The 14450-nt window shown below is 71.6% G+C and carries 11 protein-coding genes and 1 riboswitch; of the genes, 1 reads left to right on the forward strand and 10 read right to left on the reverse strand.

Annotated elements, in window-relative coordinates; translation table 11 throughout:
* Positions 1–118 precede the first annotated feature (118 nt).
* The 10 genes from ACFWXQ_RS21540 to ACFWXQ_RS21585 all read right to left on the reverse strand — a co-directional run bounded on the left by ACFWXQ_RS21540 (position 119) and on the right by ACFWXQ_RS21585 (position 12010).
* Positions 119–1282 (reverse strand): exonuclease SbcCD subunit D, encoded by a 1164-nt coding sequence (locus ACFWXQ_RS21540; protein WP_383940313.1) that lies wholly within the window; start codon positions 1280–1282, stop codon positions 119–121.
* Between the two features lie 139 nt (positions 1283–1421).
* The gene (locus ACFWXQ_RS21545) at positions 1422–2387 is read right to left on the reverse strand and encodes a GNAT family N-acetyltransferase (RefSeq protein WP_383940316.1); all 966 of its coding nucleotides are present in this window, start codon (positions 2385–2387) and stop codon (positions 1422–1424) included.
* Positions 2388–2561: 174 nt separating this feature from the next.
* Entirely contained in the window at positions 2562–4499 is a 1938-nt protein-coding gene (locus ACFWXQ_RS21550; protein WP_383940319.1) for an FHA domain-containing protein, read from the reverse strand.
* A 248-nt stretch (positions 4500–4747) separates the two neighbouring features.
* Complete coding sequence (locus ACFWXQ_RS21555) at positions 4748–6682, reverse strand: serine/threonine-protein kinase (RefSeq protein ID WP_383940321.1); 1935 nt, start codon at positions 6680–6682, stop codon at positions 4748–4750.
* Positions 6683–6871: 189 nt separating this feature from the next.
* A complete protein-coding gene (locus ACFWXQ_RS21560) occupies positions 6872–7498 on the reverse strand; it encodes a YigZ family protein (protein WP_383940324.1) in 627 nt (208 codons plus the stop codon).
* 201 nt (positions 7499–7699) lie between these two features.
* A complete protein-coding gene (locus tag ACFWXQ_RS21565; RefSeq protein ID WP_383940327.1) occupies positions 7700–8251 on the reverse strand; it encodes a SixA phosphatase family protein in 552 nt (183 codons plus the stop codon).
* Complete coding sequence (locus ACFWXQ_RS21570) at positions 8248–9009, reverse strand: hypothetical protein (protein ID WP_383940329.1); 762 nt, start codon at positions 9007–9009, stop codon at positions 8248–8250. Before ACFWXQ_RS21570 ends, ACFWXQ_RS21565 begins: the two co-directional genes overlap by 4 nt.
* A gap of 108 nt (positions 9010–9117) precedes the next feature.
* Positions 9118–9966, reverse strand: coding sequence for an ABC transporter ATP-binding protein (locus ACFWXQ_RS21575; protein ID WP_383940332.1), 849 nt, complete (start codon positions 9964–9966; stop codon positions 9118–9120).
* Positions 9966–10979: a FecCD family ABC transporter permease gene (locus ACFWXQ_RS21580; protein ID WP_383391171.1), complete on the reverse strand. Its 1014-nt coding sequence runs from the start codon at positions 10977–10979 to the stop codon at positions 9966–9968. Before ACFWXQ_RS21580 ends, ACFWXQ_RS21575 begins: the two co-directional genes overlap by 1 nt.
* A complete protein-coding gene (locus tag ACFWXQ_RS21585; RefSeq protein WP_383940334.1) occupies positions 10976–12010 on the reverse strand; it encodes an ABC transporter substrate-binding protein in 1035 nt (344 codons plus the stop codon). The genes ACFWXQ_RS21580 and ACFWXQ_RS21585 overlap by 4 nt, the downstream gene beginning before the upstream one ends.
* Before the next feature lie 66 nt (positions 12011–12076).
* A riboswitch (cobalamin riboswitch) is annotated at positions 12077–12264 on the reverse strand.
* Between the two features lie 171 nt (positions 12265–12435).
* On the opposite strand from ACFWXQ_RS21585, the gene ACFWXQ_RS21590 reads away from it, so the two are divergent.
* Entirely contained in the window at positions 12436–14346 is a 1911-nt protein-coding gene (locus tag ACFWXQ_RS21590; protein ID WP_383940336.1) for a TIGR03767 family metallophosphoesterase, read from the forward strand.
* Positions 14347–14450: the final 104 nt, after the last annotated feature.

Here is a 14450-nt window from a genome sequence, read left to right on the forward strand (position 1 = left end):
TGCGGGTCGTACGTCGTCACGGCGCGCCCGTTGGATCCCGCCCCGTCGGCCGGTTCGCACCGCGCCTTCACCGGGCGGGCCATGGGGCCCGCTCCGTCGGCCGGCTCGTACAGTGGCTTCACCTGGCGACCTCACGGACCGTGTCGTCGGCGCGGACGGCGTCGAACACGTCCTGGAGCACGGCCTGTTCGCGCGCGTCGGGTCCGGCACCGCGCACATGGGCCACGAAGTCCTCCGCGATCTCCTGGTCGCTGCGGCCGGCCAGCCGCCGGGCGTACGAGACGTCGGGGTCGTCCGGCGTCCGCTCGGGCTCGAAGACGAGGCTGAGCGTGTGCGGGAAGCGCTCGCTGAGCCGCGCCATGGGGTCGGCCGGCCGTACCGGGTCGGTGAGAGTCGCCTCGACCCACGCCTCCTCGTGCCGGGCGAGGTCCGGGTCGGCGAGCAGGTCCTCCAGATACCCCCGGATACGGGCGAGGGCGCGCGGCACCGGGCAGTCCAGGCGCTCGGCGCCGACCGAGCCGTCGGCTCCCAGGTCGACCAGCCACATGGTCTTGCGGTGGTCGGTCTCCGAGAAGGAGTACGGCAGCGGCGATCCCGAGTAGCGCACGCGCTCGGTGATCGTCTGGCTGCCGTGCAGATGCCCGAGCGCGGCGTAGTCGACGCCGTCGAAGACCCCGGCCGGTACGGCGGCGACCCCGCCGACCGTGATGTCCCGTTCGCTGTCGCTGGCCTCGCCGCCGGTGACGAAGGCATGGGCGAGGACGACGGAACGGGTGCCGGGCGCGCGTGTGGCGAGGTCGGCGCGGACCCGGTCCATGGCGGCGGCGAGCACGGCCTCGTGACCCGCCTTCTCCACGCCCAACTCGTCCTTCACCAGCGCCGGTTCCAGATACGGCAGTCCGTAGAAGGCCACCTCGCCGAAGCCGTCCTCCAGCATCACCGGTGTGCCGCACGCCGAGGCGTCGGTCCGCAGATGGATGCCCGCGCGGCCGATGAGTCCGGCGCCTACACCGAGCCGGCGTGCCGAGTCGTGGTTCCCGGAGATCATCACCGTGGGCACGCCGAGGTCCGCCAGCCTGTGCAGGGCCTCGTCGAAGAGCTCGACCGCGGCCAGCGGGGGCACCGCCCGGTCGTACACGTCCCCCGACACGACCACCGTGTCCACGTCACGCTCACGCACGGTCGTGACGAGGTGGCCGATGAACTCGGCCTGGGCACCGAGCATGTTCACCCGGTGGAACGCCCTCCCCAGATGCCAGTCGGAAGTGTGCAGAATTCTCAAGAAACGGCTCCGACCTGCATGTTTCCCCCTATTTCGCCCCTGGATCCAGCACCGGACCAGCACGGTCCCCGCTATCGGCACCGACCACGCTAACGCCTGTCAGCACCTGATCCATCACAGACCTCGAACCGACCCACCGCTACAGCGGCCGTACGTACCCGATCCAGGTGTGCCGGGTGCGGAAACCGCACCGCTCGTACAGGCCCAGGGCGCCGGTGGCGTTGGCGCTGTCCACGTTGAGGCCGGCCCGGCGACAGCCCTGCTCCTGAGCGGCCCGCAGACAGGTGGTGAGCAGCGCGCTGGCCACGCCGGTGCCGCGCCAGGCCGGCCGGGTGCCGAGCCTGTCGATCCAGCATTCGCGGATGCCGGTCATCGCGGTCTCGGCGTCGTACTCGTGACTGAGGAGGTAGCCGGCGACCTCGTTCCCGTCCAGTGCCAGGAACGACGCGTCGGTCCGGAACGACCGGGCGCCGGTGCTCTGGTGACGCCACCGGTCCGGGGTGCTCGGGGTGTGTCCCCAGTGGTCGAGGAACGCCTCGTTGTGCGCCAGCCGGGTCGCGTCGTCGTACGCCTCGGTGAAGGGCACCACGCGCAGTCCGCCCGCCGGGGTCGTCGCCGGGATCGGGTCGTCGTCCAGCGGCCGACTCATGTCGAAGAACCAGCGCCGCGCCTCGAACCCGGCTTGCTTGTACAGGTCGCCCTTGGTGGTGTTCGGTGCGTGGAGTTGGATGTGCGCCTCGCCCGGCAGGTCCGGGAACCGCTCGCGATGCTGCTGTGTCGCCCGGGTCACCAGCCAGCTCACCAGGTCGGTGCCGACGCCTCGGCCGCGCGCGTCGGGTCGCACCGCCCCCTCGACGTACACCCGGTGCACGTCGGTCGCGTCGGGCAGCCCCATCGCCTTGGCGTAGCCGATGAGCTCACCGTCGGACCACACGCCCACGGAATCGCGGGCCAGTTCCACGTGCGGGTTGCCCAGTTCCTCGGCGAGGTCCTCGGCGTCGTAGTGCTCGTCGGTGCCGTCGGCCGCCTCCACCGCGGCGAACAGCTCGGCCAGGGCCGGGGCGTCGTCCAGCACGAGTGGCCGCCAGGCCGGCGTCGCAGTCATGGACGGCACGATAGGCGTCACCGGAACCACACACACCTCGGTTTCCGCTCAGCTTCCGCGCGGCGGATTTCAAGAGCACACGGCAGACCGCGGAAGGGGGCCCGGATGTGCCGGGCCCCCTTCTTCTGCCGACCCTGCTGGTGAACCTTCGGCCTCAGGGGCGAAGGGCCCGCGTCACGCCGGGTCGAGCGCCCCCGACTGGCGCGGTCCCGCCGGCTGGCCGACCGTGCGCGGATCGATGGGGCGGCCGACGAAGACCGGGGCGTCCGACTGGTAGAAGATGTCGATGTCGGCCTCCTCGCCGCCGACGATCAGCGTGTCCCAGGCGCCGCTCTCCTGGAGCGACCGCAGGGTCGACGGAGCGAGGGTGGAGAGATGGCTGCGCAGCTCCTCGTCGCTGGGCATTCCGGGGAGACGGGGGGCGAGGCGCTCGCGGATCGTGCGCATCCGGTCCAGCAGGAGGTCCAGATCGGACCCTTCGGCGTCGGGCTTGGCGACGGCCCGATCCCCTTCCATGCTGTCGGCGATGATGTCCTTGATCGCTCGGGTCACACCCCGCTCGTCGGTGGTGACCATGGCGTTCCAGGCCCGGCTCTTGTGCCGGTACTGGAGCATCGACATCGCCGCCTCGTGCCGGATGAAGTCGGCGTCGCGCAGCGGGCGCCCCTGCCAGACCCGGCTGAGGGAGCGGGCGAGCGAAACCGCCGAGGCGAGGCCGCTGTTGAGGCCGCGCCCTGGCCAGAAGTGGATGGCGTTGGCCGCGTCGCCCAGCAGGAAGCCGTACGTTCCCGGGCTCTTGGCGGTGGGGCGGCTGAGCTGGGCCGTGAACCGGGGGCGCTGCACCATGTCAAGCCGGAACGAGGTGATCGCGGTGAGATCGTCCTCGGGGACGCCGAACATCTTCAGGCCCTCCTGGATCCGCTTCCACAGCGGCGAGCCGCGCAGCAGGGCGGGCAGGAACAGGGTCCCGTGCGTCGGGCAGACGAACTCGTTGTCCCCCTGGCGGCTCATCAGGCAGGGCCGGGCCGCCACGCACTCCTCGAAGACCTGCCGGACCGGGTCGATGCCGATCACGTTGCCGGCCTCCTCGCGGGTCAGCCTCATGTTGAGGAACCCCTCGCCACGCAGCGAGTTGAGCAGGAACCGGTTCTGCGCCACGGTCAGGAGGACGCTCATGGGGTCCGAGAGCTGCGACTTGACCCGCAGTCCCAGCACCAGGTCCTGAAGGTGCTCCCCGTCGAGGGAGTAGATCGAGGAGTCGGCCGCACCGAATCGGTCCGCGAAGTGCTCCCGGGTGCGCGAGCCGCCGCCCTCGGCGATCACCAGGACGTGTTCCTGGGAGAGCCGCTGCTGCTGCTCCGACGGATCGAAGCGCTTCGGCACCAGACGGATCGCGGACTTGGCGTTGGCCAGTTCCAGCAGCTGGTCCTCGATGTAGGCGATCCGGATGTTGCGGGGCGGGCGGCCCTCCACGGAGTCCGGTCCCAGCGGCCACATCTCGGAGAATCCGCCCGTGTCGAACAGCGCCGACTGCATCTCCGCGGTGAGCGCGAGGTACTGACGGCTCTGGGCGGTGACGACCTGCATGCGCCGGTTGTTGCCGTGCGTCTCGTCCTTCCAGACCACGGTGGAGCCGTTCCTGATCCACCGGCCCTCGTAGACGGTGATGGAAACCTTCCCCGGCAGGGCGTCCTCCAGCAGCAGGGCGAAGGCGAGGCCGACCGGGCCTCCTCCGGACACCGTGACCCGCAGCTCGCCCGGGTTCGCCGAGGCGTTGGCGCGGGGCAGGTCGAGCTGGGAGAGGTCCATGACCGTCTCCACGGCCTCCTGCGTCTCGAACAGGAAGGTCTCGTCACCGATGCGTATGGAGTCGCCGGGCACGAGCACATGACGGGTGACGGGCCGGTCGTTCACGAACGTGCCGTTCTTGCTGCGGTCGTAGAGGACGAACTCGCCGTCCTCCGCCACGATCTCGGTGTGCAGACGGGAGGCGCTGACACTGACGATGACCACGTCGTTGTCGCTCTTGCGTCCGAATCGCAGCGGAGCGCTGCCCAGAACCACGCTCTGACCGGCGAAGGGACCCGTGCGTCCCACGATGACCGACGACACAGAAACTCCTTGCGAACGTCTGGGGTGCGGACAGAGGAACCGCACCCTGCGATTGATCCGCTACGCGGCAGTGGGAGTCGTGCGCCACTCCCACCGAACTCCGGTCCAGCGAGGCCCACTTGACCGGTGATGTCCGAGTCGTCCCGGCATCGGTCCGACTCGTGCTTGTTGAAGTATGGCCGATGCGCGGGGATGACTCCGCTGCTCGGCGTCGGCCTTGACGCCCGGTTGACCGGCCCGCCGTTCGTCTAGGAGCAAGTCACCGAGAACGGCACCGAGTTGGACACCGCCTCGAACGGTGAGCGGATCTCCACGGCCATCTCGCTGCGGAGGGTTCCGGACTTCGCGTACGTCGACAGCCGCACCGTCTCCTTGTGGGTGCGGGGGCCTCCGTTCGGGAACGACAGCGTCCGCCACTGCCGGTCGATCACGGACCCGTTCGTCGAGACCCATCGGTACGAGAACTGGAAGGGCAGGTCCGACACCGTGAAGGTCGCGGTGAACCAGGGCGCCTGCGAATCCGACGGAGGGCAGTCCCCTGCGTACGTGGTCGCGCCCCCGGTCGCGGTGACCGTGACGGGCTGCTCGGCGGTGTCGTCCGACCCGCTGCTCGCCGCCTCGGAGGAACCGGCGGAAGGGGTCTGCGCCTGCCCGGTGGGCGAGTTGCTGCCCTCGTTGCTCTCACCGTCGCCGCCGAGCCCGTAGATCAGGCCGCCGACCAGCAGCGCGAGCACGACCGCTCCCGCCGCCGTCGCGTATCCGATGCGGCGTCTACGCCTCGTGGCAGACGCTGGGTCGACGGGGACGGTGGGGGCGGTGAGGTCGCCGGGGGCGGTGGGGCTGTCCGCGGTGGACGGGGAGGCTGCGTCGACGGATGGGCGGGGAGCGGGGGTGGCCGTCTCGGCGGTGGCAGCAGGTACGGCACCGGGAGGCGAGGGCTGTGCCTGGGCGTAGGGGGCACGGGGGTCCGCCGCGGCCGGGGGTATGCCGACCGTGGCCGTCGGCCCCGCTTCTGCTTCCGATGCGGCAGGGGCGGGGGCGGTGTTCGCCGACGCCCCGGAAGCCGCGGGTTCCTTCGCTGTGGGTTCCTTTGCCGTGGGAACGTCGACCGTCGCCGCCATGAGCCTGGGGTCCGTGGCGCCCGTGGCGCCCGTGGCGCCCGTGGCGTTTTCCGGGACGGACGGCACCCCAGTGGTGGCCGTGACGCTGGTCGTAGCCGCGTCCGTAGGTGCGGTCTCCCCGAGCGAGGACTCGGCGGTGGGCAGCTCTTCGGCGGCCGCTGTGGGCAGCGGGGCGGACGCCGTGGCCGTGTCGGTGCCCGAGGTGCCGTCGGAGGTGCCGTCGGCACCGGCCAGGCGCAGCTCCCGCTCGGCCTCCACGGCCGACATCCGCTCCTCGGGGTCCTTGCACATCAGGCCCTCGATGACGGACACGAGGGGTCCGGCCCGGTGCGGCGGGGGCAACTCGTCGTCGACGATGGCGCGCAGGGTGCTCAGCGGGCTGGTCCGGCGGAAGGGCGAGCGGCCCTGGACGGCCGTGTAGAGCAACGCTCCGAGAGACCAGAGGTCCGACGCGGGGCCGGGGTTGCGGCCCAGCGCCCGCTCCGGCGCCAGGTACTCGGGAGAGCCGACGAGCTCACCGGTCATCGTCAGCGCGGAATCCCCCTCCACGGTGGCGATGCCGAAGTCGGTGAGCACCACCCGGCCGTCGTCCGCGAGCAGGACATTGGCGGGTTTCACGTCGCGGTGCAGCACTCCGGCGCCATGCGCCGCGCGGAGCGCGGCAAGCACCTCGGTACCTATTCGGGCAGCCTCCCGCGGCGGAAGAGCACCCTGGGAGCCGATCACGTCGGCCAGCGACCGGCCGCGGACGAGTTCCATGACGATCCAGGGCCGGTCGTCGTCGGTGGCGACGTCGTGGACGGTCACCACACCGCGAGCACTGATGCGCGCCGCCGCCCAGGCCTCCCGCTCCAGGCGGGTGTACATCCGCTCGACCTGCGCCGCGGTCTGTCCGACGGGAGCACGTACTTCCTTGACTGCGACCTCGCGGTGCAGCACCTCGTCGCGGGCACGCCACACGGTGCCCATACCGCCCTCGCCGAGAACGGACAGCAAGCGGTAGCGACCGGCGACCAGCCGTTCGGCACCCGTGTCCGGCGACGCCGGGTTCTGTTGTGGCATGAGGGCCGCTACTCCTTATTGTGATCAAACGCCTGATGTTCGTGAAGTGCGGACTTGGCCAGACGCCCGAACTACCGCTCGTTGCAGGTAAGTTGCGAGGTCGCGGTGGTCATGCCGTCGACTCATTTTAGAGGCCCCCGTCAGGTTCGAAAGCCCCGGTCCGGCCGGGCAGGTGTGCGCGCTGGGCCCCTATGCATCCCCGTACGCCTCTCCGCCCAGTTCGAAGCCGGCGGTTCCGGCCGTGACATCGGCCAGCCAGCCACGGAAGGCCTCGACATCGGCGTCCGGCAGCCCGATCTCGATGGTGACGGCCTCTCCGTAGCGCACGTCGCGCACCTCGCGGCCGGTCGACCGCAGGTCGTTCTCCACCTTGCCCGCCCGCTGGTGGTCGACCGTCACGGTCGCCAGACGGAAGCGTCTACGTGTGATCGTGCCGAGGGTGTCCAGGGCCTCGCCCACCGCGCCGCCGTAGGCCCGGATGAGCCCGCCCGCGCCGAGTTTGACGCCTCCGTAGTAGCGGGTGACGACCGCGACGACGTACCGCATGTCGCGCCGGAGCAGCATCTGGAGCATCGGGACGCCCGCCGTGCCGCCCGGTTCCCCGTCGTCGCTCGCCTTCTGGACGGAGGCGTCGGCGCCGATGACGTAGGCGAAGCAGTTGTGCGTCGCGTCTGCGTGCTCCTTGCGGACGGCGGCAAGGAAGGCCTGGGCCTCCTGCTCGGTGGCCGCCGGCGCCAGTGCGCAGAGGAAGCGTGAGCGGTTGACCTCGGTCTCGTGCACGCCTGCGCGTGCCACCGTGCGGTACTCGTCCTGCATCGGGCCAGCGTATGCGCTGCACCCGGCCGGGGATCGCCTCCCCTACCGCCCCGGCCTCGGCCCTGCTTCGGCGCCGTACTGCCTGAGCGGTTGGATGTACGTGCGGGCCGTTTGTGGCTGATCGCGCAGTTCCCCGCGCCCCTGAAGGGGCGAAGCCCGACGCCGGGGAGCCGCCCCCCGCCAGTGCCCTGGCCCCTGCCCCTAGCCCTGCCCCGGCTTCCGTCCGCGCGGCACGATCATGTCGGTGAGCAGTGCCGTGCCGGGGCCGAGGGAGCCCCAGTCGTCGCCGTGCCAGGCGAGGACCGCGATCGCCGACGTGGGGAACTTCGTCCGTACGTCGTCCAGCGCGTCGTCGAGGCTGTCGCCGGCCAGGGTCAGCACCAGCTCCTCCAGACCGGGGTTGTGCCCGACCAGCACCAACGTCTTGGTGTGCGTGGACACTTCGCGCACCGCTTCGAGCAGCTCGGGAACGTCGGCCGCGTACAGCCGCGGATCGTGGCGTACGGGAGGCGGTGTGCCCCACTGTCCGGCGGTCAGCTCCCAGGTCTGGCGGGCGCGTACGGCGGTGGAGCAGAGCGCCAGGTCGGGCAGGCAGTCGATGTCGGCGAGCACGCGTCCGGCGGCCGGGGCGTCGCGGCGCCCGCGCGGGGCGAGCGGCCGCTCGTGGTCGGGGACGCCGTCCGGCCAGGCCGACTTGGCGTGCCGCAGGACGACAAGGCGGCGCAGCGGGCCCGTTCCGGCGCGCGCGATCACGAGGGGGTCCCGCGGCCGATGTCACGGGTGAGTTCGAGCCCGAGGAGCCGGTCCGCGTAGGCGTACGTCTCGAAGCGGGCGCCGTCCGGGACGGTCCCCGACGTCTCCACCTTGCGCAGCACGGCGAGTACGGCGGGCACGTCCAGGTCGTCCTCCCAGGCGGCGCGCAGCTGTTGGCGTACGGGATCGGGGATGGGGCCGGACGGCCGGGTCGCCCAGGTGGCGACGGCGCCCCGCCAGCGCCTCAGGGTGTCCTCGGCGTCCGTGAGGGCTGCCTCGTCGAGCCGGAGGGGTTCGCGGCGGGGGCACGCGAGCAGGGCGAGGCGGAGGGCGGAGGCGCGCTCCTCGTCGTCCGCCACTCCGCCGGCGGCGTCGACCGGGGCGACCTCGACCCGCAGACCGTTCGCCGTCTCACTGTCCTCACCCGCACCGCCCGCCGACCCGGCCTCCGGAGCGCACACGTGCAGTACCTGCGCCTCGCCGAGGCCCGATCCGCTGTCCCGTTCGTCCTCGAACGGCCGGATGCCGAGCACCGCGGCCCGGGCCCGGAGTTCCGCGCGCCCCTCCGTGCCGGTCAGTACGGTCCAGACGGGCGTCCCGCTGATCTCCAGGGCGCGTACGAGGACGTCGGCGACCAGGAGCACGCGCAGGCCCGTGGTGTCGGGGCGCGGCACATGGGCCTCGACGCGGGTCAGGCCCCGGCGGGCAGGGGTGGCGTCGGTGGGCTCGCCGGTTCGGGCGTCGGTGATACGCAGCACGGGGTGAGCGTAGGCGCGTGCGGGGTCCGGCGCAGGGAGGCGGACGTCATTTCCGGACACGTGTTCGCGAATCACCGGTGTGGCCAGCACGATTCACCGGTGCGCCGGTCAACTCACGGTGCCCAGGAAGCGCACGTGCGGCCGGTCGTCGGGGCCCTCCCGTGTGACGGCGGCCCGGACCCCGTACACCTCGGCGATGAGCTCTTCCGTGAGGATGTCGCCCGGACCGCCGCAGGCCACGACGTGTCCCTCGCGCAGGACGACGAGCTGATCGCAGTACATCGCCGCGAGGTTGAGGTCGTGCAGGGCGACGACGCTGGTGACCGGGAGCGAGGTGACGAGGGTCAGCAGGTCGAGCTGGTGCTGGATGTCCAGGTGGTTGGTCGGTTCGTCGAGGAGCAGTTCGCGGGGTTCCTGGGCGAGCGCGCGGGCGATCTGCACGCGCTGCCGCTCGCCGCCGGAGAGGGTGTGCCAGGACTGGCGGGCGAGGTTCGTGAGGCCGGTGCGGTCCAGCGCGTCGCGTACGGCCCGCTCGTCCGCCTCGGACGCGGGGGTCCAGGCGCGGCGATGGGGTGTGCGGCCGAGCCGTACGACGTCCAGCACGCTCAACTCGACCTGGGTGTCGGCCTGTTGCTCGACCACGGCGACACGGCGGGCGATGTCGCGGCGGCCCAGTTCGGCGAGGGGGCTGCCGTCGAGGGTGACGACACCGGAGGCGGGAGCGAGGACCCCGGCGAGCAGGCGCAGCAGGGTGGACTTGCCGGAGCCGTTCGGGCCGAGCAGTCCGACGGTGGTGCCGGGGGCCGGGGTGATGCTGACGCCGTCGAGGATGACACGGCCGTCGGCGGTCCGTGTGACGCGGTGGGCGCGGAGTCCCTCTCCGGATACCGCCTGCGCGCGCCCGGCCTCCTCTGCGGCCTGCGCATGCCCGGTGCTCTTGATGTTCTCCGCCGTCATCACGCCCTCCGGGTCCGGTACAGCACCAGCACGAACACCGGTACGCCGATCAGCGAGGTCACCACGCCCACCGGCACCTCCTGGGGATCGAGGACGGTACGGGCCAGCGTGTCCACCCACACCAGGAACACCGCGCCCGCGAGGGCCGTGACCGGCAGCAGCCGGGCGTGCCCGGACCCCACCAACGCCCTTGCCGCATGCGGCAGTACGAGACCGACGAAACCGATCGCACCCGCCGAACTGACGAGTGCCGCGGTCAGCAACGCCGTGGCACACAGCAGCACCAGTCGCGTACGGGCCACGGAGACCCCGAGCGTCGCGGCGGCGTCCTGGCCGAAGGCGAACGCGTCGAGCGTGCGCGCGTACCCGAGGCACACCAGCAGCGTCACCGCGAGCACCGCGAAGCACACCCAGACGTCGGTCCAGCCGACCCCGCTCAGCGAACCGAGCAGCCAGAACAGCACCCCGCGGGTGGTCTCGGCGTCGGCGGCGGTCATCACGACGAAGGAGGTGAGCGCGGAGAAGAGCTGCATCGCGGCGACTCCGCTCAGCACCACACGGTCCGTCGCGCCGCCGAGCGTGTGGCTGAGCAGCAGCACGAGCCCGAACGACAGCACCGCGCCGAGGAACGCGCCCGCGGAGACCGAGACCAGGCCCCCGCCGACACCGAGGACGACCACGATCACGGCGCCCGTCGAGGCACCCGAGGACACGCCCAGGACGAAGGGGTCGGCGAGCGGGTTGCGCAACAGGGACTGCATCACCGCGCCGCACACGGCGAGTCCGGCCCCGCAAACGGCAGCCAGGAGCGTGCGCGGCAACCGCAGCTCCCAGACGATCCCCTCCCTGATCGGCGTCAACTCCGAGCTGCCCCAGCCGAGATGGGACGCGACCACGGACCAGACGTCACCGACCCGGATGTCCGCCGGACCGATGGTGATCGCGACGGCGACGGACACGAGGAGCAGGGCGACGCCCGCGGCGATGAGCAGTCCCAGGCGCGGCCGTGTCACCCGGTGAGCCCGAACTCCCGCAGGGCGGAGGCGACTTGCTCGACGCCCTCGACCGTGCGGATGGTCGGGTTCATCGCCTGCCCGCTGAGCAGGACGTACCGCTTCTTCTTGACTGCGGTCATGTTCCTGGTGACCGGGTCGGACTCCAGGAACTCGATCTTCTTCTTCGCGGACTCGGCGGTCTGCGACTTGCGCGTCAGGTCGCCGATGACGAGCACGTCGGGGTCGCGGTCGGCGACGGTCTCCCAGTTGATCTGGGGCCACTCCTCGTGCGTGTCGTCGAAGACGTTCTTCGCGCCGAGGGTCCGGGTTATGACGCCGGGCGCGCCGCAACAGCCCGCCATGTAGGGCGAGTCGGAGTTGGCGAACCAGTACAGGAGGGTGACGTCGGAGGCGTCGATCCCCGAAGTGGCCTTCTTCGTCCGCTGCTTGAGGTCGGCGACGAGCTGTTCGCCCCGCTTCTCGACGCCGAACACCGCGGCCAGGTCGCGCACTTCGCCGTAGATGGCGTCGATGCCGAGGGCCTTCGTCCGCGCGCCGTCGCCGCCCGAGTCGTTGTCCTTGCCGACGCAGTCGGAGGGCGAGACGTAGGCGGGCACGCCGAGCTTCTCGAACTGGTCCCGGGTGGCCACGCCTCCCTTGCCGAGCGTCGACACGAACGAGGCGGCGACGAAGTCGGGGTCTGCGTCCAGGACCCGTTCGAAGGAGGGGTTGTTGTCGGCGATCCGCTCCACCTTCGCGTTCGCCTTCTCCAGGCCCTTCATCACCGGGTCGGTCCAGGTCGCGGTACCGGCCATCCGGTCGGCGAGGCCGAGGGAGAGCATGATCTCGGTGGTGCCCTGGTTGAGGGAGACGGCCCGCTCGGGCGGCGCCTCGACGCGTACGGTCTGTCCACAGTTGTCGAGGGTGACGGCGACCCCGGAGTCCGTGCCGGACGACGAGTCTCCCGAATCTCCCGAACCGCAGCCGGTCAGCAGGAGAGCCCCGGTCAGGACGAGGGCAGCGGGACGGGCAAGACGTGCGACGGGCACGGGAGTTCCTCAGGCGTCGAGGGCTCGAACGCGGAGCCCGGTCGTACGGTGCTCCCCCGTCGGCGCGTGACCGCGGAGGCCGCCAGCAGGTCTTCGGACTCGGGGTCACCCGGACGAGGCGCCTTCCCGGACCGTCATACCGGTCCAGTGGCCGATGCCACGCCCGTCACCCTCACCGCTGCGCGTCAGCTCCGGATTCCCACCGGATTCCCTGACCCACGTACATGGGTTCGACTGGCCTCGGCAAGCTATCACGGCGGGTGTCACGGACCGGCGGACGGGCAGGCAGTACGGGCCCAGCAGCCGCTCCACCTGTTCCGGCGGTGTTCACGGCCACGCCACGCCCCTGCCCAGGGCCCTGCCCCCGCGGCCTGAATGAGTGGTTCCGCTAGTTGAGTCACTCGGAGGCACCGGAGGGCCGCCCCATGACCGGAACCGAAACGGCGGGGACCGCACCCACTCCCCCGCCCTCGTCCACACCCCCTTCCCCGTCCCCATCCCCGTCCCCGCCCGCGTCCTCGATCAACCGTCGGCGCTTTCTGCTCGCGTCCGGCGCCGTCGCGGCGGGAGCGACCGGAGGAGCGGCGGCCGTCTTCCCACGGCAGCGCCCGGCCCCCTCCGTGCAGCCCGCGGCGGAGAGTGCGGCCCCGCAGCCGGCCGCCGCCACCCGACGGCCGGCGCCGCGACGCGCGGCCCCGTACGCGACGACCACCCTGGAGACGACGGCCCGCCTCGGAGGCCGCGCGCACACCGACACCTACCGCCGGCTCGTCTCCGGCCCCGGCTGGCCCGTGGTCGTACGCGGAGAGCTCGCGCCTGCCGCCACCGGCCGCCAGGACCGGCGCACACCGCTCGCGTGCTTCGTGCAGTTCACCGACCTCCACCTCACCGATGTGCAGAACCCGCTGCGCACCGAGTTCCTGCGGTCGCGCAGGCCTGCCGCGTGGCGGGCCCAGGAGGCGCTGACGGTGGCGGGGGCGGTGGCGCTCGTGGAGCAGGTGAACGCGCTCGGCGGGGGCCCGTACACCGGCCTCGTGCCCTCGTTCGTGATGACGACGGGCGACAACATCGACAACAACTCCGCGATCGAACTGGAGTGGTTCCTCACGCTGATGAGCGGCGGCAGGATCACTCCCAACACCGGGGATCCGGCGGCGTACGAAGGCGTCCAGAACTCCGGCCTGCCCCTCTACTGGCACCCGGACGACGCGGCCCTGCGCGACCTGGACAAGCGGCGCGGGCTGCCCCGCATCCCCGGCTTCCTCGACGCCGCGATACGGCCGGTGACCAGCCCGGGGCTCGACATCCCCTGGTACTCCACGGTCGGCAACCACGACGACATTCCCGGCGGCTGTCTGTCCCCTGCGCTGGGCGACTTCGCCGTCGGCTCCCGCAAGCTGCTGTCGGTCCCGGCCACGGACGCGGCCGCCTACGCGAAGGCGCTGAACTCCGGCGACGACCCCAAGAGCGAGGTGCTCTCGGCGATCCTGAAGAGGCACACGGCCTCGGCGCGGACGGTCACGGCCGACGAACGGCGCCGACTGTTCACCCCGCACGACTACCTGGCCGCGCATCTCGACCCGGCCCACGCCGGTGCGGGCCCGGTCGGCCACGGCTACACGGAGAACAACCTCGACGGCGACCGGATGTACTACTCGTTCCGGGTGGCCGAGAACGTCATCGGCATCAGCATCGACACGACGTACCGCAGCGGCCACTACGAGGGCTCGCTGGGCACCGATCAACTCCGCTGGCTGGAGCGGACGCTGGCCGCGCACAGCTCCCGGTCCTACGACGCCGACGGCCGCCTCGTACGCAACCCCGGGGCCGACGACGCCCATGTGCTGGTCTTCAGCCACCACCACAGTCCGAGCATGACCCGCCGCCCCGACGCCGCCCGCACCGAGGAGCCGCGGCACGACGGTGCGGAGGTCCTCGCCCTGCTCCACCGCTTCCCGAACGTGGTGGCCTGGATCAACGGCCACAGCCATGTCAACCGGATCACTCCCCACGCGCACGCCACGCCCGCCCGGTCCTTCTGGGAGGTCAACACCGCCTCCCACCTGGACTATCCGCACCATGCCCGGGTGATCGAGCTGGCCGACAACGGGGACGGCACGGTGTCCCTGTTCGCCACCCTCGTCGAGTCCGCCGCCCCGCACCGAACCGACCCGGACTTCACCGACCTGTCGGCGGTGGGCCTCGCCTCCCTGTACCGGGAGCTGTCGTACAACGCCCCCGACCTGGCCACGGGCATGACGAAGGGCGTCCACGAGGGCTGGGCCGGCGGTCCCGGCGACCGCAACGTGGAACTGCTGGTGACCGCCTCGGCGTGAACCCGAGGAAGCCGATGGCGGGGGAATCACCGGGCCGCGCTCGCTGTTGTCGCGCGCAGTAGCCCTTGTACGTATCCCGCGTACACATCCCAAGGAGGCCGACC

It is taken from the genome of Streptomyces sp. NPDC058697 (assembly GCF_042715345.1).
GTDB classification, from domain to species: Bacteria; Actinomycetota; Actinomycetes; order Streptomycetales; family Streptomycetaceae; genus Streptomyces; species Streptomyces liliifuscus.

Excerpts from the sequence above, each read along its gene's own strand:
- ACFWXQ_RS21575 (WP_383940332.1), bottom strand. The coding sequence starts at position 9,966 with ATGACGGCGGAGAACATCAAGAGCACCGGGCATGCGCAGGCCGCAGAG.
- ACFWXQ_RS21545 (WP_383940316.1), bottom strand. The coding sequence starts at position 2,387 with ATGACTGCGACGCCGGCCTGGCGGCCACTCGTGCTGGACGACGCCCCG.
- ACFWXQ_RS21590 (WP_383940336.1), top strand. The coding sequence starts at position 12,436 with ATGACCGGAACCGAAACGGCGGGGACCGCACCCACTCCCCCGCCCTCG.
- ACFWXQ_RS21555 (WP_383940321.1), bottom strand. The coding sequence starts at position 6,682 with ATGCCACAACAGAACCCGGCGTCGCCGGACACGGGTGCCGAACGGCTG.
- ACFWXQ_RS21560 (WP_383940324.1), bottom strand. The coding sequence starts at position 7,498 with ATGCAGGACGAGTACCGCACGGTGGCACGCGCAGGCGTGCACGAGACC.